This is a genomic window from Nocardia sp. NPDC057227, assembly GCF_042669725.1.
Lineage (GTDB): Bacteria > Actinomycetota > Actinomycetes > Mycobacteriales > Mycobacteriaceae > Nocardia > Nocardia asteroides_A.
Genome location: NZ_JBHUXA010000009.1, coordinates 18,945 through 38,455, shown reverse-complemented (window position 1 = coordinate 38,455; position 19,511 = coordinate 18,945). Strand labels below are relative to the sequence as shown.

At 73.1% G+C, this 19,511-nt stretch carries 15 protein-coding genes; 6 read left to right on the top strand and 9 right to left on the bottom strand.

Annotation, left to right across the window (positions count from 1 at the left end; genetic code table 11):
- Positions 1–13: 13 nt before the first annotated feature.
- Positions 14–2,164, top strand: coding sequence for a glycogen debranching protein GlgX (gene glgX / locus ACFUJ1_RS14830; RefSeq protein WP_378645793.1), 2,151 nt, complete (start codon positions 14–16; stop codon positions 2,162–2,164).
- Positions 2,165–2,177: 13 nt separating this feature from the next.
- Positions 2,178–4,598 carry a malto-oligosyltrehalose synthase gene (gene treY / locus ACFUJ1_RS14825; protein WP_378645791.1) on the top strand — a complete coding sequence of 807 codons (2,421 nt, stop codon included), beginning with the start codon at positions 2,178–2,180 and terminating at the stop codon, positions 4,596–4,598.
- Here the strand turns inward: treY and ACFUJ1_RS14820 are convergent.
- Complete coding sequence (locus ACFUJ1_RS14820; RefSeq protein WP_378645790.1) at positions 4,584–4,994, bottom strand: hypothetical protein; 411 nt, start codon at positions 4,992–4,994, stop codon at positions 4,584–4,586. The two genes, treY and ACFUJ1_RS14820, sit on opposite strands and share 15 nt — an antisense overlap.
- Positions 4,995–5,024: 30 nt before the next feature.
- On the bottom strand, positions 5,025–5,375 hold the full coding sequence (locus tag ACFUJ1_RS14815) for a nuclear transport factor 2 family protein (protein WP_378645788.1): 351 nt from the start codon (positions 5,373–5,375) through the stop codon (positions 5,025–5,027).
- Positions 5,376–5,469: 94 nt separating this feature from the next.
- Here ACFUJ1_RS14815 and ACFUJ1_RS14810 point away from each other — a divergent pair, with 94 nt between their 5' ends.
- Positions 5,470–8,130: an AAA family ATPase gene (locus ACFUJ1_RS14810; protein WP_378645787.1), complete on the top strand. Its 2,661-nt coding sequence runs from the start codon at positions 5,470–5,472 to the stop codon at positions 8,128–8,130.
- On the opposite strand, the gene ACFUJ1_RS14805 is transcribed toward ACFUJ1_RS14810, so the two are convergent.
- Complete coding sequence (locus ACFUJ1_RS14805) at positions 8,110–8,334, bottom strand: hypothetical protein (RefSeq protein ID WP_378645785.1); 225 nt, start codon at positions 8,332–8,334, stop codon at positions 8,110–8,112. The genes ACFUJ1_RS14810 and ACFUJ1_RS14805 overlap by 21 nt on opposite strands.
- Positions 8,335–8,432: 98 nt before the next feature.
- On the opposite strand from ACFUJ1_RS14805, the gene ACFUJ1_RS14800 reads away from it, so the two are divergent.
- Both ACFUJ1_RS14800 and ilvA read left to right on the top strand, forming a co-directional pair.
- On the top strand, positions 8,433–8,867 hold the full coding sequence (locus ACFUJ1_RS14800) for a nitroreductase family deazaflavin-dependent oxidoreductase (RefSeq protein ID WP_378645784.1): 435 nt from the start codon (positions 8,433–8,435) through the stop codon (positions 8,865–8,867).
- A gap of 53 nt (positions 8,868–8,920) precedes the next feature.
- The gene (gene ilvA, locus ACFUJ1_RS14795) at positions 8,921–10,285 is read left to right on the top strand and encodes a threonine ammonia-lyase IlvA (RefSeq protein ID WP_378645782.1); all 1,365 of its coding nucleotides are present in this window, start codon (positions 8,921–8,923) and stop codon (positions 10,283–10,285) included.
- A 21-nt stretch (positions 10,286–10,306) separates the two neighbouring features.
- On the opposite strand, the gene ACFUJ1_RS14790 is transcribed toward ilvA, so the two are convergent.
- The 3 genes from ACFUJ1_RS14790 to ACFUJ1_RS14780 all read right to left on the bottom strand — a co-directional run bounded on the left by ACFUJ1_RS14790 (position 10,307) and on the right by ACFUJ1_RS14780 (position 13,877).
- Positions 10,307–11,557 (bottom strand): serine hydrolase domain-containing protein, encoded by a 1,251-nt coding sequence (locus ACFUJ1_RS14790; RefSeq protein ID WP_378645781.1) that lies wholly within the window; start codon positions 11,555–11,557, stop codon positions 10,307–10,309.
- Positions 11,558–11,613: 56 nt separating this feature from the next.
- Complete coding sequence (treZ, locus tag ACFUJ1_RS14785; RefSeq protein ID WP_378645779.1) at positions 11,614–13,350, bottom strand: malto-oligosyltrehalose trehalohydrolase; 1,737 nt, start codon at positions 13,348–13,350, stop codon at positions 11,614–11,616.
- 122 nt (positions 13,351–13,472) lie between these two features.
- On the bottom strand, positions 13,473–13,877 hold the full coding sequence (locus ACFUJ1_RS14780; RefSeq protein ID WP_378645777.1) for a hypothetical protein: 405 nt from the start codon (positions 13,875–13,877) through the stop codon (positions 13,473–13,475).
- Positions 13,878–13,968: 91 nt separating this feature from the next.
- Here ACFUJ1_RS14780 and ACFUJ1_RS14775 point away from each other — a divergent pair, with 91 nt between their 5' ends.
- Complete coding sequence (locus ACFUJ1_RS14775; protein ID WP_378645776.1) at positions 13,969–14,946, top strand: beta-mannosidase; 978 nt, start codon at positions 13,969–13,971, stop codon at positions 14,944–14,946.
- Here the strand turns inward: ACFUJ1_RS14775 and ACFUJ1_RS14770 are convergent.
- The 3 genes from ACFUJ1_RS14770 to ACFUJ1_RS14760 are packed head-to-tail and all read right to left on the bottom strand — an operon-like array spanning position 14,927 to position 19,499.
- Complete coding sequence (locus tag ACFUJ1_RS14770) at positions 14,927–16,585, bottom strand: ABC transporter (RefSeq protein WP_378645775.1); 1,659 nt, start codon at positions 16,583–16,585, stop codon at positions 14,927–14,929. The two genes, ACFUJ1_RS14775 and ACFUJ1_RS14770, sit on opposite strands and share 20 nt — an antisense overlap.
- On the bottom strand, positions 16,582–18,024 hold the full coding sequence (locus tag ACFUJ1_RS14765; protein ID WP_378645774.1) for a glycosyltransferase: 1,443 nt from the start codon (positions 18,022–18,024) through the stop codon (positions 16,582–16,584). Before ACFUJ1_RS14765 ends, ACFUJ1_RS14770 begins: the two co-directional genes overlap by 4 nt.
- Positions 18,021–19,499: a hypothetical protein gene (locus tag ACFUJ1_RS14760; protein ID WP_378645772.1), complete on the bottom strand. Its 1,479-nt coding sequence runs from the start codon at positions 19,497–19,499 to the stop codon at positions 18,021–18,023. Before ACFUJ1_RS14760 ends, ACFUJ1_RS14765 begins: the two co-directional genes overlap by 4 nt.
- Positions 19,500–19,511: the final 12 nt, after the last annotated feature.

Sequence of the window (19,511 nt, the reverse complement as noted above, 5' to 3'; positions counted from 1 at the left end):
TACTGTCGGTGCCATGCTCGAGTCAGCGCCGGCCGGCGACAGTCCCCCCGCTCCCGCCCTGGCCGAGGTGGCGCCGCTGGGGGTGTGGCCGGGCACGGCGTACCCGCTCGGCGCCACCTACGACGGCGCCGGGGTGAATTTCTCGGTCTTCTCCGAGGTCGCGGAGCGGGTCGAGCTGTGCCTGATCAACCGGGACGGGCTGGAGACCCGGCTTCCGCTGGACGAGGTCGACGGCTACGTCTGGCACACCTACCTGCCCGGGCTCGGCCCTGGCCAGCGCTACGGCTACCGGGTGCACGGCCCGTGGGACCCCGAGCGCGGCCTGCGCTGCGACGCGAGCAAACTGCTGCTCGACCCGTACGGCAAGGCCTTCGACGGCGAGTTCGACGGCGACCCCTCGCTGCACACGCACGGCCTCGACTCGCTCGGCCACACCATGACCTGTGTCGTGATCAACCCCTTCTTCGACTGGGGCAACGACCGCGCCCCGAAGACCCCGTACCACGAGACGGTGCTGTACGAGGCGCACGTCAAGGGCATGACCATGACGCACCCGGCGGTGCCGGAGGAGCTGCGCGGCACCTACGCGGGCATCGCGCACCCGGCGGTGATCGAGCACCTGAAGAGCCTCGGCGTGACCGCGATCGAGCTCATGCCGGTACACCAGTTCCTGCAGGACACCGTGCTGCTGGACCAGGGTCTCCGAAACTACTGGGGCTACAACAGCTTCGGCTACCTGGCCCCGCACGCCGACTACGCCGCCATGCCGCGCGCCGGCGCCGCCGTCACCGAGTTCAAGGCGATGGTGCGGGCGCTGCACGAGGAGGGCATCGAGGTGATCCTCGACGTGGTCTACAACCACACCGCCGAGGGCAACCACAGGGGCCCGACCATCGCCTTCCGCGGCATCGACAATGCCGCCTACTACCGCCTGCTCGACGAGGACCCGTCGAAGTACAAGGACTACACCGGCACCGGCAACAGCCTGAACGTCCGGCACCCGCACACCCTGCAGTTGATCATGGACTCGCTGCGCTACTGGGTGCTGGAGATGCACGTGGACGGCTTCCGCTTCGACCTGGCCGCCACCCTGGCCAGGGAGCTGCACGACGTGGACCGGCTCTCCACCTTCTTCGACCTGGTGCAGCAGGACCCGGTGGTGAGCCAGGTGAAGCTGATCGCCGAGCCGTGGGACGTCGGCGAGGGCGGCTACCAGGTGGGCAACTTCCCCGGGCTGTGGACCGAGTGGAACGGCAAGTACCGCGACACCGTGCGCGACTACTGGCGCGGCGAGCCGGCCACGCTGGGCGAGTTCGCCTCCCGGCTCACCGGCTCGTCGGATCTCTACGAGGCGACCGGCCGCAGGCCGAGCGCGAGCATCAACTTCATCACCGCGCACGACGGCTTCACGCTGAACGACCTGGTCTCCTACAACGAGAAGCACAACGAGGCGAACGGCGAGGGCAACCGGGACGGGGAGAGCCACAACCGCTCCTGGAACTGCGGCGTCGAGGGGCCGACCGATGACCCCGAGATCCTCGCGCTGCGGGCCAGGCAGCGGCGCAATCTGCTGGCCACCCTCGTGCTCAGCCAGGGCACCCCGATGCTGGCGCACGGCGACGAGATGGGCCGCACCCAGCACGGCAACAACAATGTCTACTGCCAGGACTCCGAGCTCGCCTGGATGGACTGGTCGCTGGCGGAGACCAATGCCGACCTGCTCGATTTCACCCGGCGGGTGATCGCGCTGCGCACCGAGCACCCGATCTTCCGGCGCCGCCGTTTCCTCGCCGGGCGCCCGATCCGCAACCGGGACGACGCCCGCGACATCGCCTGGCTCACCCCGGCGGGCGAGGAGATGACCCCGGCGGACTGGGACAGCGGTTTCGGCAAGTCGCTCTCGGTCTATCTCAACGGTGCGGGCATCCCGGAGCGGGGCCCGCGCGGCGAGCGGATCACCGACGATTCGTTCCTGCTCTGCTTCAATGCCCACGACGAAGAGCTCGAATTCGCACTGCCCGGCCCGGATTACGGGCTCGGCTGGAGCGTGGTGCTGGACTGCTCCGCGCCCACCGGCGAGTCGGCGGCCGCCCTGGAGGCGGGCGCCGCCCTCACCGTCCCCGCCCGCTGCCTGCTCGTCCTGCGCCACACCGACCCCTCCTGAGGCACCGACGCCCATGACCGAGTCCGCGACGCACACCACCGACCCCACCCCCCGCCGCCGGGAACCCGCCCGGCGGCCGGTGCGCAGCACCTACCGGCTACAGCTCCGGCCGGACGCGCTGACCTTCGCCGACGCCAGGTCCATCGCGGAGTACCTGCAGCAGCTGGGGATCTCGCACCTCTACCTCTCGCCCATCCTGACCGCGGTGCGCGGCTCGACGCACGGCTACGACGTCACCGACCCGACCACGGTCTCGGCGGCGCTCGGCGGCCCGGCCGGGCTCAAGGCGCTCGCCGACGAGGTGCGCACCAGGGGCATGGGGCTGATCGTCGACCTGGTGCCGAACCACGTCGGGGTCGGCGACCCGAGGCAGAACAAGTGGTGGTGGGACGTGCTGCGGCACGGGCGGGAGTCGCAGTACGCGCACTGGTTCGACATCGACTGGAGTCAGGGGAACGGCGCGGGCGGGCGGCTCGCGCTTCCGGTCTTACAGGGCGAGAACGACCCGGCCGCGCTCGGCGTCGACCGCTCCGGCCCGGAGCCGATGCTCAGCCTGCACGACATGCGGTTCCCGATCGCGCCCGGCACCGACGGCGACAACGCGCTCCGCATCCACGACAAGCAGCACTACCGGCTGGTGAGCTGGAAGTCCGGGGTCTGCACCTACCGGCGGTTCTTCGCGGTCAGCGAGCTGGCCGCGGTGCGGCAGGAGGATCCGGAGGTCTTCGAGGCCACGCACCGGGAGCTGGCGGCGTGGTGCGAGCACGACCTGATCGACGGCGTGCGGATCGACCACCCGGACGGCCTCGCCGACCCGATCGGCTACCTGCACCGGCTGCGGAAACTGCTCGGCCCGGACCGGCTGCTGCTGATCGAGAAGATCCTGGCGAACCGGGAGCCGCTGGACCCGACGCTGCCGATCGACGGCACCACCGGCTACGACGCCCTCGCCGACCTGGGCGGCGTCCTCATCGACCCGGCGGGCGAGCCCGCGCTCACCGAGCTCTCCCGCCGCTTCACCGGGCACGGCAGCGACCGCTCCTGGATCGGCGAGACCGAGCACCGGATCAAGCGCGCGGTGGCCGAGACCATCCTCTCCCCCGAGGTGCGCAGGCTGGTCGCCGCGATCAAGCACGACGCCGACACGCCGGGCTTCGACACCATGGCGCTGACCAACGCCACCATCGAGGTGCTCGCCTTCATGCCGGTCTACCGGGCCGACTACAGCCCGCTGGCCGGGATGACCGGCGCCGTCGTCGCCGAGGTCGAGCGGCGCAATGCCGAGCTCACCGCGCCGCTTCAGGTGCTGGTCACCGCGCTGGCCAGGGACGGCGAGGCGCAGATCCGGTTCGACCAGGTGTGCGGGGCGATGACCGCGAAGGCGGTGGAGGACGCCATGTTCTACCGCGCGGTGCGGCTGATCTCGCTGCAGGAGGTGGGCGGCAGCCCGGCGCGGTTCGCCCGCTCGGTGAACGAGTTCCACCTGGCCAACAGCGAACGGGCAACGCGCTGGCCATCCTCGATGACCACGCTCTCCACCCACGACACCAAGCGCGGCGAGGACGTCAGGGCCCGGATCGGGGTGCTCTCCCAGGTCGGCAACACCTGGGCGCGCCGGGTGCGGAGCTGGCAGGAGGCGACCCCGAGCCCGGACGGCGCGACCGCGCTCTTCCTGCTGCAGAACATGTTCGGGGTCTGGCCCGCGGACGGCCGCCCGGCCTCCTCGGTGCCGGGGCTGCGCGAGCGCATCCACCAGTACGCGGAGAAGGCGATCCGGGAGGCGGGCACCCGCACCTCGTGGGAGGACCCGGACACCGAGTTCGAGACGGCGGTGCACCGCTGGCTGGACGCGGTGATCGACGGGCCGGTCGGCTCCGGGCTGAACGACCTGGTGCACGAGCTGGCCCCGCACGCCTGGTCGGACGCGCTGGCGCAGAAGCTGCTGCAGCTCTGCGGCCCCGGCGTCCCCGACATCTACCAGGGCTGCGAGCTCTGGGAGGACTCGCTGGTCGACCCGGACAACCGGCGTCCGGTCGATTTCATGGTGCGCGCCGGGATGCTGCAGATGCTGGAGACCACCCCGCCGCTCGACCCCACCGGCGCGGCCAAGATGTGGGTGGTCGCCTACGCGCTGTGGCTGCGCCGGGAGCGCCCGGAGTGCTTCGTCGGCGGCAGCTACCTGCCGATGCACGCCATCGGCGAGCAGGCCGGGCACCTCATCTGCTACGGCCGCGGCAAGCCGGGGCGGCTGCCCGAGGTACTGGTCGCCGCCACCAGGCACAGCGTGAAGCTGCAGGAGACCGGCTGGGCGGACACGGTGCTCGACCTGCCGCCCGGCGTCTGGACCGACCGGCTCACCGGCGAGACCTTCCAGGGGCGGGCCCACCTCGAGAAGATCTTCGACCGGTTGCCGGTGGCACTACTGGTGCGCTGAGGCCCGGCGCAGCCCCAGGTACTGCAGGGCGGCGAAGGCACCGACCACCAGCGCCTGCAGCACCGCCCAGACCGCGCCGACGGCGGTGAGGCCGAGCGCGCCCGCGAGCAGCGCGACCACGCTCGCCACCGCCCAGGCGGCGTTCACCGCGACCACCGCTCCCGCGGCGGCGGCCGGGATCCGGGCGAGCTGCCCGATCGCGGCGACCGCGACGGCGTAGAGCGTCAGGAACACCCCGATCGGGATGCCGAGCGAGCGATCCAGGCCGAGCAGCGATTCGATCGGTCCGGCCAGCGCCAGGTAGGCGAGGCCGTTCACCCCGGTGACGACGGCGTCGGCGCGCAGCGCGAGCCGCAGCAGCCGGTCGCCGGGGGCGAGCAGTCCGGTGTGGGTCATGACGGAACCTCCTCGGGTTCGGACGGGGATTTACGCGGGCACCTGGTCCAGGAAGCCGTAGACGGCGCCGATCCGGCCCTGCTCCAGCACGGCGACGTCGAAGCCGACCACCACCGGCGCGGCGCCGGCCGGGCCCAGTTCCCAGGTGAAGCGCACCTGGTCGTGGTGGCCGTCCGGCTCGCCCGCCAGCCGGAACTCCCAGCCGGGGAACTGCGCCTGGGCGGCGGCGATGCCGGCGTCGATCTCGTCGTGGCCGCGCACGGCCATGAGCGGGTCGGTGTACTCGGCGTCGGCGGTGAAGACCCTGGCGATCGCCGCCCGGCGGGCGGCCGGGTCGGTGGTGTTCCAGGCCGCCAGGTACTGCGTCGCGATCTCGTTCACGATTTCTCCTCTACCTGCTGTTTTTCGGTGTGCGGACTACGTTATGGCGGGCTGGGGGTACGCCGAATCGGTCGCCTATAGGTACTTTTCGAGGATGCCGACCGCACTTCTGGGCCGCGCGGCCGAGCTGGCCCGCATCGACGCCCTGCTCGCCGCGGCGCGAGCGGGCCGCAGCGGCGCGCTGGTGCTGCGCGGCGAGGCGGGCATCGGCAAGACCGCGCTGCTGGAGTACGCGGCCGCCGCCGGGCTGCCGACGGTGCGCGGCGCCGGGATCGAGTCCGAGGCCGAGCTGCCCTTCGCCGCACTGCATCTGCTGGTCCGCGGCGCCGACCTGGGCGCGCTCCCGCCACGCCAGCGCGCCGCGCTGGACGGCGCCTTCGGCCTGGCCGAGCAGGACCCGGCCGACCGCATGCTGATCGGCCTCGCGGTGCTCTCGCTGCTCGCCGAGGAGGCGGCCGACGGCCCGCTGCTCTGCCTGGTCGACGACGCGCACTGGCTGGACCGGGCCACCGCGGAGACGCTGCTCTTCGCGGCCCGCCGCCTCGACGCCGACGGCGTCGCCCTGATCTTCGCCACCAGGGCGGGCGACGACGACTTCCCCGCGCCGGGGCTGCCCGAGCTCCCCGTCGGCGCGCTGCCGCCCGAGGTCGCCGCCGCGCTGCTGGACGCAGGCCACTCCGGGCTCGCACCGGCCGTCCGCTACCGCGCGCTGGTCGAGTCGGCGGGCAATCCGCTGGCACTACTCGAGCTTCCGGCGCTGCTCGCCGCCGAGACGCCGGGCACCGCGCCGGATCAGCCGCTGCCGCAGCGGCTGCGGCAGGCCTTCCACGGCCAGGTCGCCCCGCTCCCCGCGGCCACCCGCACCCTGCTGCTGGTCGCCGCCGCGGCTGCCGCCGCCGACCTGGGCACGGTGCTGCGCGCCGGGGCGGCGCTGCGGGCGGGGCCGGAAGACCTGACCCCGGCCGAGCGGGCCGGGCTGGTCCGCACCGGCACCGCGGGCGTGGTGTTCCGGCACCCGCTGCTGCGCTCGGCGGTGTACCAGGGCGCGCCGCTGCCGGAGCGGCTCGCCGCGCACCGGGCGCTGGCCGCTGCGGCCACCGGCCCGGAGAACGCCGACATCAGGGCCTGGCACCTGGCCGCCGCGGCCACCGGCCCGGACGAGGCGGTCGCCGCGGCGCTGGCGGACACCGCGGAGCGGGCCCGCCGCCGCAGCGGCTACCACGGCGCGGTCGCCGCCTACGAGCGCGCGGCCGCGCTCAGCGTCGACGACGCGGCGCGGGCGCGCAGGCTGCTGCCCGCCGCGGAGACCGCCGCCGAGGCCGGGCTGCTCGACCTCGCCCGCCGCTCGGCCGAGCGCGCGGCGGCGGTGGCCGCGCCGGACCCGGCCACGCTGGCCCGGCTGGACGTGGTGCGCGGGCTGGCCGAGTTCGGCGCGGGGCGTCCGGCGGCCGCGCACCGGCTGCTGCTCGGCGCCGCCGCGGGCAGCGAACCCGCCCGCGCCGCCCGCATCCTGATCCAGGCGGCCCATCCGGCCTGGTACCTCGGCGACCCCGAGATCACGGCGGTGGCAGCGGCTTTCGCCGAGCTCACGCTGCCCGAGGGCGACCCGGTCGCGCCGATCGCGGGCTACATCCTGCCCGCGCTGCGCACCACCTACACCGTCGACCTGCGGGACGCGGCCGCCGCGGCGCGGCGGCTCGGCGCGGACAGCCCACGCGACCTGGTGCAGCTGTGCGGGGCCGGGCTGGTGGTCGGGCAGGACGAGCAGGTGGGTGAGCTGGCCGCGGAGCTGATCGCCGAGTGTCGGGAGCAGGGCCGGATCGCGCTGCTCCCGCCGCTGCTCTTCTTCCGCGCCGAGGCCGAGCTGTTTCTCGGCAACCGCGCGGAGGCGGCGGTGGCGGGGGCCGAGGGGCTGCGGATCGCGCGCGATGCCGGGCTGGGCCAGTGGGTGAGCCAGCACCACGCCTTCCGTGCCTACCTCGCCGCGCTCACCGGCGACGAGGTGGAGTGCCTGGCCGCGGTCGCGGAGGTCGGTGGGGCCCTGGCACCGGGCGCCACCTGGGCAGATGCCGCGCTCGGGGTGCTCGAGCTCGGCCTCGGCCGGGTGGCGAGCGCCCTGCACCGGCTCATCGCGCTCACCTCGGGTCCGGTGCGGCACCACGTGGCGGCGGTGCGCGCGCTGCCCGACGTGGTGGAGGCGGCGGTGCGGCTCGGCGAGCCGGAGCGGGCCGGGGACGCCGTCGAGCGGCTGGCCGAGTGGGCCCGGCGCGGCGGGCAGCCCTGGGTGGCGGCGCTGGAGCAGCGCTGCCGTGCCCTGCGCACCGGCGACGAGCGGCACTTCCGCGCCGCGCTGGAGCTCGGGGCGCGCCCGCTGGAGCAGGCCCGCACCCGGCTGCTCTACGGCGAGTGGCTGCGCAGGACCAAGCGCAAGACCGAGGCGCGGGCACAGCTGGAACCGGCGGCGGAGGCGTTCGAGCGGGCGGGCGCCACGCCCTGGGCGGCTCGGGCGCGCACCGAGCTCGCGGCGCTCGGCGGCGGCGCGGCACCGGCGGCCGGTCCGGGGCCGGTCGCCCGGCTCACCCCGCAGGAGCTGCAGATCGTCCGGCTCGCCGCCCGCGGCCTCTCCAACCGGGACATCGCGGCGCAGCTCTTCCTGAGCCCGCGCACGGTGGGGCACCACCTGTACAAGGCGTATCCGAAATTGGGGGTGGCGGCGCGCGGCGAGCTGGCGGGGCTACCGCTGGCGGCGGGGTGACACCGCGGCGAGCGCCCAGCGCCCGGCGGCGAGCCCGGCGCCGCCGAGCACCGCGACCGCGGGCGAGCCGGTGACCAGCAGCAGGATCAGCAGTGCGACCAGGCCGAGCGCGAGGGCCTCTAGCTTGAAGACCGGCCACGGCACCCCGGCGAGCAACACCGTCGGCCGCTCGGCGATCCGGGAATCAGGGTGCACCGCTGTCATGTCTTCACCATAGCCGTGGGAAAGTTTTCGGTCCACCGAACTTTTCTGTTCCGTGTGTCACGGGAACAGTGCGGCCCGTTGTGCGAGTTACTGGTTGCATGCCTCTTACAGGAGAGTACGAACCGAGCACGTCCGACTGGGCCCGGGAGCAGGCGGAGCAGTACGAGAACTCCGGCGGCACCGAGGCCACCACGCTGCGCGGGGTCCCGGTCATCCTGCTGACCACCCGCGGCGCCAAATCCGGCAAGCTGCGCAAGACCCCGCTCATGCGAGTCGAGCACGGCGGCGAGTACGCGGTGGTGGCCTCGCTCGGCGGCGCCCCCAAACACCCGGTCTGGTACTTCAACATCAAGGCCGACCCGCACGTCGAGCTGCGCGACGGCACCGAGACCAAGGACTACACGGCGCGCGAGGTGACCGGCGACGAGAAGACCGCCTGGTGGGAGCGCGCCGTCGCGGTCTGGCCGGACTACGCCGACTACCAGACGAAGACCAGCAGGGAGATCCCGGTCTTCGTGCTCGAACCGCGCTGACCAGCCCCGACGGCCGCCACCCGGCGCGCGCGGTACGCGCGCCTGGTGGCACCATGGACCGGGTGTCCAATCCGCTTCCGGTACTCGAGCCCACGTCCAGCACGCATCCGGCACTGACCGCTGCCGAGATCGACAGCGCCGCGGAACGCATTCGGCACATCATCGAGCCGACGCCGCTGCACCACAGCCCGCGGCTATCGGCGCTCACCGGTGCGACGGTCTACCTGAAGCGCGAGGATCTCACCGCGGTCCGCTCCTACAAGCTGCGCGGCGCCTACAACCTGATGGTCCAGCTCACCGCCGCCGAGCGCGCCGCGGGCGTGGTCGCCGCGAGCGCGGGCAACCACGCGCAGGGCGTCGCCTACGCCTGCCAGGCCATGCGGGTGCGCGGCCGGATCTACGTGCCGACCACGACGCCGAAGCAGAAGCTCGACCGGATCCGGGTGCACGGCGGCGAGTTCGTCGAGCTCATCGCGGTCGGCGAGAACTTCGACGCGGCCGCGGCGGCCGCCGCCGACGACGTGGCGAGCACCGGGGCCACCATGGTCCCGCCCTTCGACGACCCGCGCACCGCCGCCGGGCAGGGCACCATCGCCGCCGAATTCCTGACCCAGCTCGATACCGCGCCCGACCTGGTGATCGTTCCGGTCGGCGGCGGCGGCTGCCTGGCCGGGATCGGCACCTACCTGCGCGATCGCTCCCCGCGCACCGGCATCCTCGGCGTCGAGCCCGCGGGCGCGGCCTCGATGACGGCGGCGCTGGTGGCGGGCGGCCCGGTGACGCTGCCGGAGATCGATCCGTTCGTGGACGGCGCCGCCGTCCGGCGGATCGGCGCGGTGCCGTTCGCCGCGGTCACCGAGTTCGGCGGGCGGGTGGTCTCGCACGGCTCGCTGCCGCTGCTCGCGGCACCGGCGGGCGGCACCGGCCGGGGCGACTTCGGGCTCATGCAGATCGACGAGGGCGCGATCTGCACCGCCATGCTGGAGCTGTACCAGAACGAGGGCATCATCGCCGAGCCGGCCGGGGCGCTCGCCACCGCCGCGCTCGCCGAGATCACGGTGCCGCCCGGCGCGACCGTGGTGGTGCTGGTCTCCGGCGGCAACAACGACGTCTCCCGGTACAACGAGATCATCGAGCGCTCGCTGGTGCACCAGGGGCTCAAGCACTACTTCCTGGTGGACTTCCCGCAGGAGCCGGGCGCGCTGCGCCGCTTCCTCGACGAGGTGCTCGGCCCGGACGACGACATCACCGTCTTCGAGTACGTCAAGCGCAACAACCGGGAGACCGGCGCCGCGCTGGTCGGCATCGAGCTGGGCGCCGCCGACTGCCTGGACGCGCTGCTGCGCCGGATCGCGGACTCGCCGATCAACTGCGAGCGGCTCGACCCCGGCTCCCCGGCCTACCGCTACCTCACCTGACCGAGCCCGCCCGCCCTCCGCTCACGCCGCGGAGCGGGCGGCGGGCGTGAGCTCGGCCTGGTTGCCGCGCAGGCAGCCGACGATCAGCGGGAGCAGCCAGGCGACGGTGGAGATGTCGAGGCCGAAGAGCGGCAGCGTGAAGCGGTTGTGCACGAAGCCGACCGAGATCCCGGAGCGCGGGTCGACCCAGCCGAACGAGCCGTTCAGCCCGATGTGGCCGAAGCCGGTGTGCCCGCCGGGCACCGGGATGGAGTGGTACCCGAGGTGCCACATCATCGGCAGGTAGAACAGCGCGTGGTCCAGCTGGTAGCTGCGCACCTTGCGCATCTCGTGCAGCGTGTGCCCGGAGAGGTAGCGCTCGCCGTTCACCACGCCGTCGCCCGCCAGCGCCCCGTACACGGTGGCCAGCGCGGAGGCGGTGCAGACGCCGTTGGCTGCACCCTGCTCGGTCTGCAGCAGCGAGGGCTGCGCGCCCTCCAGAATGGCCTCCAGCCCCGGTACGAAGAGGCAGCGCACCGCGGCCCCGACCACGCCGGGGAGGCCGTGGCCGCGGCCGAGCACCAGCGAGGCGATGGGGTTGCGGGCGGCGCTCAGCTGGGTGCCAGCCATCGGCGCGTAGCGGGTGGCCGAGCCCGGGCCCGGGTAGCCGAGGTGCAGCCCGTCGCGGATGCCGAGCGGCTCGGTGACCTCCTCGCGGAAGAGCTGCCCCATGCTCTTGCCGGTGACCGAGCGGGCCAGCCCGCTCATCAGCCAGCCGTAGGTGAGCGCGTGGTAGGTCGGGGTGCCGAGCAGGTGGTCCGGCGCGGCGGCGGCCAGCCGCTGCTCCATGAGCTCGTGGTCGAGCACCTCGGTGGTGTTCTGCGCGACCTGCCGCAGCGCGGAGAGCCCGGCCCGGTGCGTCATGACCTGCTCGACCGTGATGTCCGCCTTGCCGTTGGCCCCGAACTCCGGCCAGTACTCGGCCATCGGCGCGTAGTAGTCGATCAGCCCGCGGTCGGCGAGCCGGTGGATCACCGTCGCGGTGATGCCCTTGGTGGCGGAGAAGACCACGGTGCCGGTGTCGGCGGTCCAGGGCCGGTCACCGCCGTAGCCGGTCCAGATGTGGGCGAGCGGTTGTCCGTGCCGGTACACCGCGAGCGCGGCCCCCGCGTCCCTCCGGTGGCCGAAGACCCGCGCGAAGGCGCGGGCCAGCGGGGCGAATTCGGTGCCGGCACTCCCGCCGACACCGTCCGGTAGCTCGGCGCAATCGCCGGCGGAAGCAACGGTGCTCATAGAACAACGGTAGTCGCGCGATTCGGCTCCGGCAATCGTCCGTCCGAGACGGTGATTCAATCGTTCTCGCAGGCCAGCAGCGCGAAGGAGTGGCCGGGGAGCACCGTGCCGGCACCTCCGGGCGAACTGTCCGGCTCGGCGGAGGCCAGTACTGTGATGCCGGTCACCGGTACCGTCACCGGTTCGGTGCCGAGGTTGCAGGCCAGCTCGAGGCCGCCGCGGGCGATCACGATCCAGTTGGCGGCCTGGTCGTAGCGGACCGCGTGGTCCGGGATCCAGGTGCCGGTGAACTCCGGTCGCAGCCTGCGCACCGCGAGCAGATCCCGGTACAGCTCGAGCAACCTGGCCCGGGACGGGTCGGCGGATTCGGTCCAGTCCAGCTTGCTGCGGGCGAAGGTCTCCGGGTCCTGCGGGTCGGGGACGTCCGCGGTGGCCCAGCCGTGCTCGGCGAACTCCGCCTTGCGCCCGGCCGCGGTGGCGGCGCCGATCTCCGGGTCGGTGTGCGAGGTGAAGAAGAGGAACGGCGTGCGCGCGCCCCACTCCTCCCCCATGAACAGCATCGGGGTGAACGGCGCGAGCAGCACCAGCGCCGCCTTGATCGCCAGCTGGCCGTCGGTGAGGTTCATCGAAGGCCGGTCGCCGATGGCCCGATTGCCGATCTGGTCGTGGTCGCAGGTGTAGCCGAAGAGCGCGGAGGGCGGGGTCGTCGCGCGGTCCACCGGGCGGCCGTGCCTGCGCTCGCGGAAGCTGGAGTAGCTGCCCGCGTGGTAGAAACCGCGGGTCAGCGTGGTGGCCAGGCACTCGAGGCTGCCGAAGTCGGCGTAGTAGCCCTGCCGCTCGCCGGAGACGGCGGTGTGCACGGCGTGGTGCAGATCGTCGTTCCACTGCGCGGTGAGGCCGTAGCCGCCCGCCGCGCGCGGGGTGATCAGCCGCGGGTCGTTGAGGTCGCTCTCGGCGACCAGGGTGAGCGGGCGCCCGACCCGGGCGGAGAGCACCGCGACCTCGGTGGCGAGCTCCTCCAGCAGGTGCGCGGCGGTGCGGTCGACCAGGGCGTGCACCGCGTCAAGGCGCAGCGCGTCGAGGTGGAAGTCGCGCAGCCAGCGCAGCGCGTTGTCCAGGATGTGCCTGCGCACGTGGTCCGAGCCGGGGCCGTCCAGGTTGAGGCTCTGCCCCCAGGTATTGCGGCCGTCGGTGAGGTAGGGGCCGTACTTCGGCAGGTAGTTGCCGGAGGGGCCGAGGTGGTTGTGGACGACGTCGAGCGCCACCGCGAGCCCGCGCGCGTGGCAGGCGTCGACGAAGCGCTGCAGCCCGGCCGGGCCGCCGTAGGAGTCCTGTACCGCGTACCAGAGCACGCCGTCGTAGCCCCAGTTGTGCGTGCCGTCGAAGGCGTTCACCGGCATCAGCTCGACCACGGTGACGCCGAGGTCGACGAGGTGGTCGAGCTTGCCGATCGCGGCGTCGAAGGTGCCGTCCGGGGTGAAGGCGCCGATGTGCAGCTCGTAGAAGACCGCGCCGGGCAGCCCGCGGCCGGGCCAGGCGGCGTCGGTCCAGAGCTCGGGGTCCGGGCTCCAGAGCGCGGAGCGGCCGTGCACGCCGTCCGGCTGCCAGGGCGAGCGGGGGTCGGGGAGGACGGTGGGGTCGTCGTCGAGCAGGAAGCCGTAGCGGGCGCCGGGGGCGGCCGGGATGTCGGCTCGCCACCAGCCCGCATCGTCCCGGTGCAGCGGGTGCACCTCGCCGTCGAGATCGAGACGGACCAGATCCGGCCGGGGCGCCCACACCTCGAAGAGAGTCACCAGGTCAGGATTCCACGTTCGCGGGCGGTGTGCCGGGCACAGGAAAGGCCGCCGGTCCCCGATGGACCGGCGGCCTTCGTGACCCGTGCGGTGAGCACCCCTCGCCCTCACCGCCGGGAGGCTCAGAGAATCTCGAACTGCAGGTAGTACTCGGTATTGCCGCGGGTCGGCGCGATATCGAGGACGTAGTCGCCGGAGAGCGGCAGCCAGACCTCGGTGTAGTTCTCCTCGATGGCGAGGATGGTGCCGTCCGGGGCGATCAGGGTGAAGGCGGCGTTGTCCTCGACCGAGCCGAGCCCGGCGGTGAACAGCTGGCCGGAGCGGGCCTCCAGGATGTAGGTGTCCGAGTCACCCCTGACCACGCTGCCGCCGATACCGCCGCTGCTGGTACCCGGCTGCAGCTTCAGCTCGGCGAAGACGCCCGCGGTGGCCGATCCCGACGCACCCGCGATGGTCAGCGCGGCAGCGGCCGCCAGCGCGGTGAACGCGAGGGCGAGCAGCCGGAACTGGGCGCGAAGGATGTTCATTGCTTTCTCCTGTGTCTCGGTGGTGTAGGGAAAGAATGCGGTCCGGCGCTTTCGACGCCCTTAACGTTCGGTCAACGCCCACACTGGGGTGATGGCGAGGGTGCGCGTGCAGCGGGGGGAACTGCGACTGGACGGGGAGCCGTGGTGGCCCGCCGGGCTGAACGCCTACCAGCTCGCCACGAACTGGGCGATCAACCGCGGCTGCGGCGCCCAGGTCGACCTGGACGCGTATTTCGCGGCGCTGCACCCGAATTCGCTCACCCGGTTCAATGCCTTCGAGGCGCTGGCGACGCACAAGGTGACCGGCGCGCGGGACTGGGCACCCATCGACGCGGTCTTCGCCGCCGCCGAACGGCACGGCCAGCTGCTGATCCCGGTGCTGACCGCGCAGGACGGCGCCTGCGAGGACGAGCGGTTCAAGCAGTACGGCTGGTACACCGACGGCTGGCGCGGCCCCTTCGCCGCCTGGACCGCGGCCGCCACCGACCGCTGGCACGGCTCCCCCGCGCTCGCCGCCTGGGAACTCGTCGGCGAACCCGAGCCGGGGGTCTGCCCGGACGGCGACTGCGCCTGGAACGCCCGCACCTGCCCTCCGGACGCCGCCGCCGTCCTGCGCGCCTTCATGGACGAGGCGGGCGCGATCGTCCGGGCGAACTCACCCGGCACCCCGATCACCGCCGGGCTGCTCGGCGGCGGCCAATGCGGCTCCGCCGGAGACGAATACGGGCTCATCGCGGAGTCGCCGAACGTCGACATCGTCCAGTACCACGACTACGGCGCCGACGGCGTCCCGCTCCCCGGTGACCGGTGGAACGGCCTCGCCCGCCGCATCGAGCAGGCCGGTGCCGCCGGAAAACCGTTGCTGGTGGCCGAGATCGGGCAGCACAGCGACCAGTCCCCCGCCTCGCTGGCGCAGCGCGCCGCCGACATCGCGCAGAAGATCGACGGCCAGCGCGCCGCGGGCACAGCGGGCGCCCTGCTCTGGGCCTTCGTCCCCGACCCGCGCCCCGGCGAGCAGACCTACGACATCGGCCCGGGTGACCCGCTCTTCACCGTCCTTGCTCGCTAGCGCGCGGTGGGATGACCCGGTACAACCGCCAGTCCGGCTGGTCCTTGCCGTCGTTCGGCGCCTCCAGTTCCAGGACCGCGACCTCGCCGCCGTTCTCGTAGATGGTCGGGTAGCGGCGGTTGACCGCGTCGGCGGTGCCGCGGCCGACCGGCGGGACGGCGAGGATGTAGCGCACGCCGTGCGCGGCCGGGTCGCTGAGAACGGTGATGAAGTCCTCGTCGGAGGGGATGACGAACTGCTCCGGGTGGTCCGAGGCGACCACGATGCCGAAGCCGGAGACGCTGTCGGTGAGCACCGAGCCGTCCGGCAGGTGCTGGGCGTCGAGGTAGTCGGCGATGGCGCGCTCGGTGCGGAAGGAGGCGAGGATGCGGTGCTCGGTGTCGACCGTCGGCGCGGTGTCGCCGGGGCCGGCGAAGAGGCTGCGCAGTGCGTACTGCTGCACCGAGATGGTGGGTTCGGCGAGGCCGAGCGCGGTGATCGGCAGGCTCAGCACCAGCAGCACGCCGCCGAGCGCGGCGGCGGCGCGCGCCCGCGGCACGGCGGCGCCGCGCGGCCTGGCGTTGCGGCCCGGCCTGCGGGCGGGCGGCGCGCCGACCGGCGGGGCGAGCTGCAGGGTGTAGACGCAGACCAGCGGGATGCCCGCGATGTAGAAGCGGAGCAGCGGGAAGGTGGCGCCGCGGAAGTAGGCGTACGCCTGGAAGACCAGCACCGAGCCGAAGATCAGCGTCGGCACCAGCACCTCGATGTCCCGGCGGCGCAGCCCGAGCGCCAGCGCGACCGGCGCGATCAGCGGCAGCGCGGGAGCCAGAACCAGCAGCCCGGCCGCGGAGAAGCCGAGCGCGGCGAGCCCCCGCTGCGCCGCGCCGCCGGACTGCTCGATGATGGCGGCATTGCCGTAGGCCGAGCTGAACTGGGCCAGCCCCTCGCCGGTGAGCAGCCAGCTGGTGACGAACCAGGTGAGCACCGCCAGCGCCCCCGGCCCGATCAGCAGCAGCGCGTCGAGCACCCCGGCGGCCACCCGGTCGCCGCGCTTGCGGCCGCGGGCGGCCAGGTAGCTGCGCAGCGCGACGAAGGCCGCGGTGACCGCGATCGGCACCACCGCGTCGTACCTGGCCAGGTAGCCGAGCCCGAGCGCGGCGCCCGCGGTGATCAGGTCGTGGATGTCGTCGGTGCGGACCCAGCGGATCAGCCTGCGCACCGCCCAGCAGCCGCAGAAGACGAACGGCGCCTCGCTCATCCCGGTGAGCGCGTAGCAGAGGATCATCGGGTTCACCGCGAAGACCGCCGTCACCAGCACGATCAGCCACCGGGGTGCGCCGCGGTCGACGCCGATCCCGTGCACCTGCACCACCGCGCCGGCCATGAAGAGCGCGGAGACCACGACCCCGGCCACGCCGTACCTGGTGAGCGCGGGCAGCCACGGGCTCAGCGCCACCAGCGGCAGCTCCAGCAGCGCGGTGAGCGGGGTGAAGACGAAGCCGATCGCGGCCAGGTGCGGGTCGCGGCTGAAGAGCACCGCCTGCACCGCCTGCACCCGGCTCAGCGCGTCGCCCATCAGGTAGCCGTGGTACACCGCGAGCCACCAGCCGAGCACCAGGTAGACCAGGGCGGTGCCGGTGAAGAGCAGCCGCGTCCTCACGGCGCGGGCTCGTCGGTCGTGACCTCCAGCCCGTGCGCCGTCTTCTCCCAGTACGACGGGTTGCGCAGCAGCTGCCACACCCCCTTGATGGCGGCGATGCTCATCATGAACCAGTAGATCGGCACGGTCAGGCAGGCGACGAGCAGCCGGGGGTCGCGGCCCTCGCGGCAGCCGATCAGGTTCATGTAGATGGTCAGCGCGTTGCCGAGGACCAGGCTGATCAGCGCCGGGTAGTAGACCGCGGGCGGGAAGACCCAGGCCACCGCGCGCGGCTGGCCGAGCAGCCAGAGCAGCAGCACCAGCCAGAAGAGCGCGTTCACGCAGGCGATCAGCGGGGTGCCCGCGAGCAGCAGGGTGAAGCGGAGGAAGGCGGCGACGCCGATCGCGCGGCAGAGCCGCACCGGGTGCCTGGTGTGCACGAGCCAGGACTGGAGATACCCCTTGTACCAGCGGGAACGCTGGCGCAGCCAGTTGATCGGGTCGCTGTTCGCCTCCTCCCAGGTGACCGAGTTCAGCACCGCGGTGCGGTAGCCGTTGATCGCCAGCCGGACCCCGAGGTCGGCGTCCTCGGTGACGTTGTACGGGTCCCAGGCGCCGATGTCGTCCAGCACCCGGCGGAGCAGGTGGTTGGAGGTGCCGCCGAGCGGGATCGGCGCGTTCACCCGCATGACGCCGGGCAGCAGGTAGCTGAACCAGACGTCGTACTCCACGGTGAACCAGCCGGTGAGCAGGTTCTGCCTGCCGTTGCGGAAAGCCAGCTTGGCCTGGACGCAGGCGGTGCGCGGGTCGGAGCGGGCGAAGGTGGCGACCACCTTGCGCAGCTGCAGCGGGTCCGGGATGTCCTCGGCGTCGTAGATGGTGAGGATCTCGCCGGTGGCGAAGTGCAGGCCGTAGTTGCAGGCCTTGGGTTTGGTGCGCGGGTCGGCGGCGGGGACCAGGACCACGGTGGCCACCTGCTCCACCCCGGCGGCGGCCGCGGCGGCGATGGTGGTGTCGTCGTCCTCCTCCAGCAGCAGCAGGATCTGCAGCTTGTCCTTCGGGTAGTCCAGCGCGGCCATGGCGGCGATGAGCTGGCCGATCACCTCGGTCTCGTCGTAGGCGGGCATGAGCACGGTGTAGGGCGGGAGCTCGGCGTCCGGGACGGCACGCGCCTCGTCGTCGTCGATCTGGACGATGGCGTCCGCGGGCAGCCCGCGCCGGAAGATCACCAGCCGGTCGATCAGCGCGGCGACGTAGGCCAGCGTGCTCACCGCGGTGAGCGTGGTGAGCGTGGGGATCGGTGCGAAGATGCCGCCCGCGATCAGCAGCGCGAGCAGCGCGAAGGCGACCACGCGCTGCCACGGCGTGAACGGGACGGCCGCCGACGCGCTCGGGGTGCGCTCGCGCAGCCCGGAGACGGCGTCGTGCAGCGCGGCGGCGCGGAACTCGGGATCGGTCACGGCGCCTCCCACTGCCGGGCGACCAGTGCCCTGCCGAAGGTGGTGAGCAGGTCGACGTCCTTGTACTCGGGTTTGTCGTCCACCGCGACGGCGTTGCCGCGCATCATGATCGTGAAGGTCTGCGCGGCGATCGAGCCCATGTTCGGCGACGGCTCGGGGAACGGCGCGCCCGGCTCGTGGTTGTCGACCGCGATCACCCGCACCGACTCCACCACCGCGCCGCGGTGCCAGATGAAGCTCAGGTAGGTCCAGGTGAGGAAGAGGTTCTCGTCCACGATGGTGTAGATCCGGCCGGTCTGGCCCGGGGCCAGCTCGATGGTGAGCGGGTCGGAGCGGCGGGCGTAGATGGTGGAGTACAGCGTCTGGCCCGGGTACACCTGGAGATTGAAGACGTCGTCGGTGTTCAGCGTGTCGACGACCAGGGTCCGGCTGCGGCCCTTGGTGTCCCAGGCGTCGACCACGCGGTCCGCGGTCACCGCCTGGCGGACCAGGGTGGCGCCGACGCCGTAGTACTGCGGCGCCCAGTCCAGCCGGGCGAACCCGGTCTGGGTCCAGCCGTCCGGCACGCTCAGCCCCGGTTGGTCCACGAGCGGCGGGCCGGTGCCGATCCGCTGATCGATCGGCGGGGGAAGCGGAAGCAGGGAGAGCGCGATCGTGGCGGCGGCGAGCACGATCAGCGCGGGCCACGGGCGCGCCACGGTCGGCTCGCGGCGCGGCACCAGGTGCGCGTTCGGCTCCCGGTGCCGGATGGTGTGGCCGATGAAGTAGAGCCCGACCCCGGCCACCGCGACGGCGGCGGGCAGCTGCTGCACCAGCGGGTTCGGGATGCCGGTCGTCGCCAGGTCCAGCAGTCCGACCAGCACCAGCCCGACCAGCAGCCCCAGCACCGCGCCGAGCAGCCCGCGCCGCCAGGTGCGGGCCACCGCGATGCCCGCGCAGAACCCGACGAACAGCACCGACACCAGCGCCGATGCCTTCCAGTCGCCGCCGAGCAGCACCGCGAGCGCGCGGTACGGCAGCGGCCCGAAGAGCAGCACGACCAGCCAGACCGGCCAGAACCGGCCGGTCGCGCGCAGCCCGAACATCAGCACGCAGCCGCCGAAGTAGTAGGCGACGCCCGCGTACATGTCCAGCCGGAGCAGGTCGAAGGTGTCCGGGTAGCGCGGGACGAGCAGCCCGACGATCACGACCGCGAGGACCAGCGCCATACCCCCGACGATGTAGTCGACCTGCCGGTCGTGGATCGGCAGCTCCCGGTACCGGCGCCGGGCGATGCCGATCGCGGCCACCAGCGCCACCAGCGGCAGCATCACGAAGTAGCCGACCCGCTGGCCGTTCTCGGCGCCGGGCTGCAGGCGGCTCAGCGACTCGTGGAAGGCGATCGCGCCGCCGCCGACGATGGGCGCCCAGCGCAGGCTCACCGCGAGGATCGGGTGGCGCAGCCAGAGCGGGCGCTGCGCGGTGGCGGTGCTCACGGCGAGCCCCGC

Bases quoted from the DNA above. Each gene is read 5' to 3' on its own strand.
- ACFUJ1_RS14810 (WP_378645787.1), top strand. From the start codon at position 5,470: ATGCCGACCGCACTTCTGGGCCGCGCGGCCGAGCTGGCCCGCATCGAC.
- ACFUJ1_RS14790 (WP_378645781.1), bottom strand. From the start codon at position 11,557: ATGAGCACCGTTGCTTCCGCCGGCGATTGCGCCGAGCTACCGGACGGT.
- ilvA (WP_378645782.1), top strand. From the start codon at position 8,921: ATGGACCGGGTGTCCAATCCGCTTCCGGTACTCGAGCCCACGTCCAGC.
- ACFUJ1_RS14775 (WP_378645776.1), top strand. From the start codon at position 13,969: ATGGCGAGGGTGCGCGTGCAGCGGGGGGAACTGCGACTGGACGGGGAG.
- ACFUJ1_RS14805 (WP_378645785.1), bottom strand. From the start codon at position 8,334: ATGACAGCGGTGCACCCTGATTCCCGGATCGCCGAGCGGCCGACGGTG.
- ACFUJ1_RS14780 (WP_378645777.1), bottom strand. From the start codon at position 13,877: ATGAACATCCTTCGCGCCCAGTTCCGGCTGCTCGCCCTCGCGTTCACC.
- treY (WP_378645791.1), top strand. From the start codon at position 2,178: ATGACCGAGTCCGCGACGCACACCACCGACCCCACCCCCCGCCGCCGG.
- glgX (WP_378645793.1), top strand. From the start codon at position 14: ATGCTCGAGTCAGCGCCGGCCGGCGACAGTCCCCCCGCTCCCGCCCTG.
- ACFUJ1_RS14800 (WP_378645784.1), top strand. From the start codon at position 8,433: ATGCCTCTTACAGGAGAGTACGAACCGAGCACGTCCGACTGGGCCCGG.
- ACFUJ1_RS14820 (WP_378645790.1), bottom strand. From the start codon at position 4,994: ATGACCCACACCGGACTGCTCGCCCCCGGCGACCGGCTGCTGCGGCTC.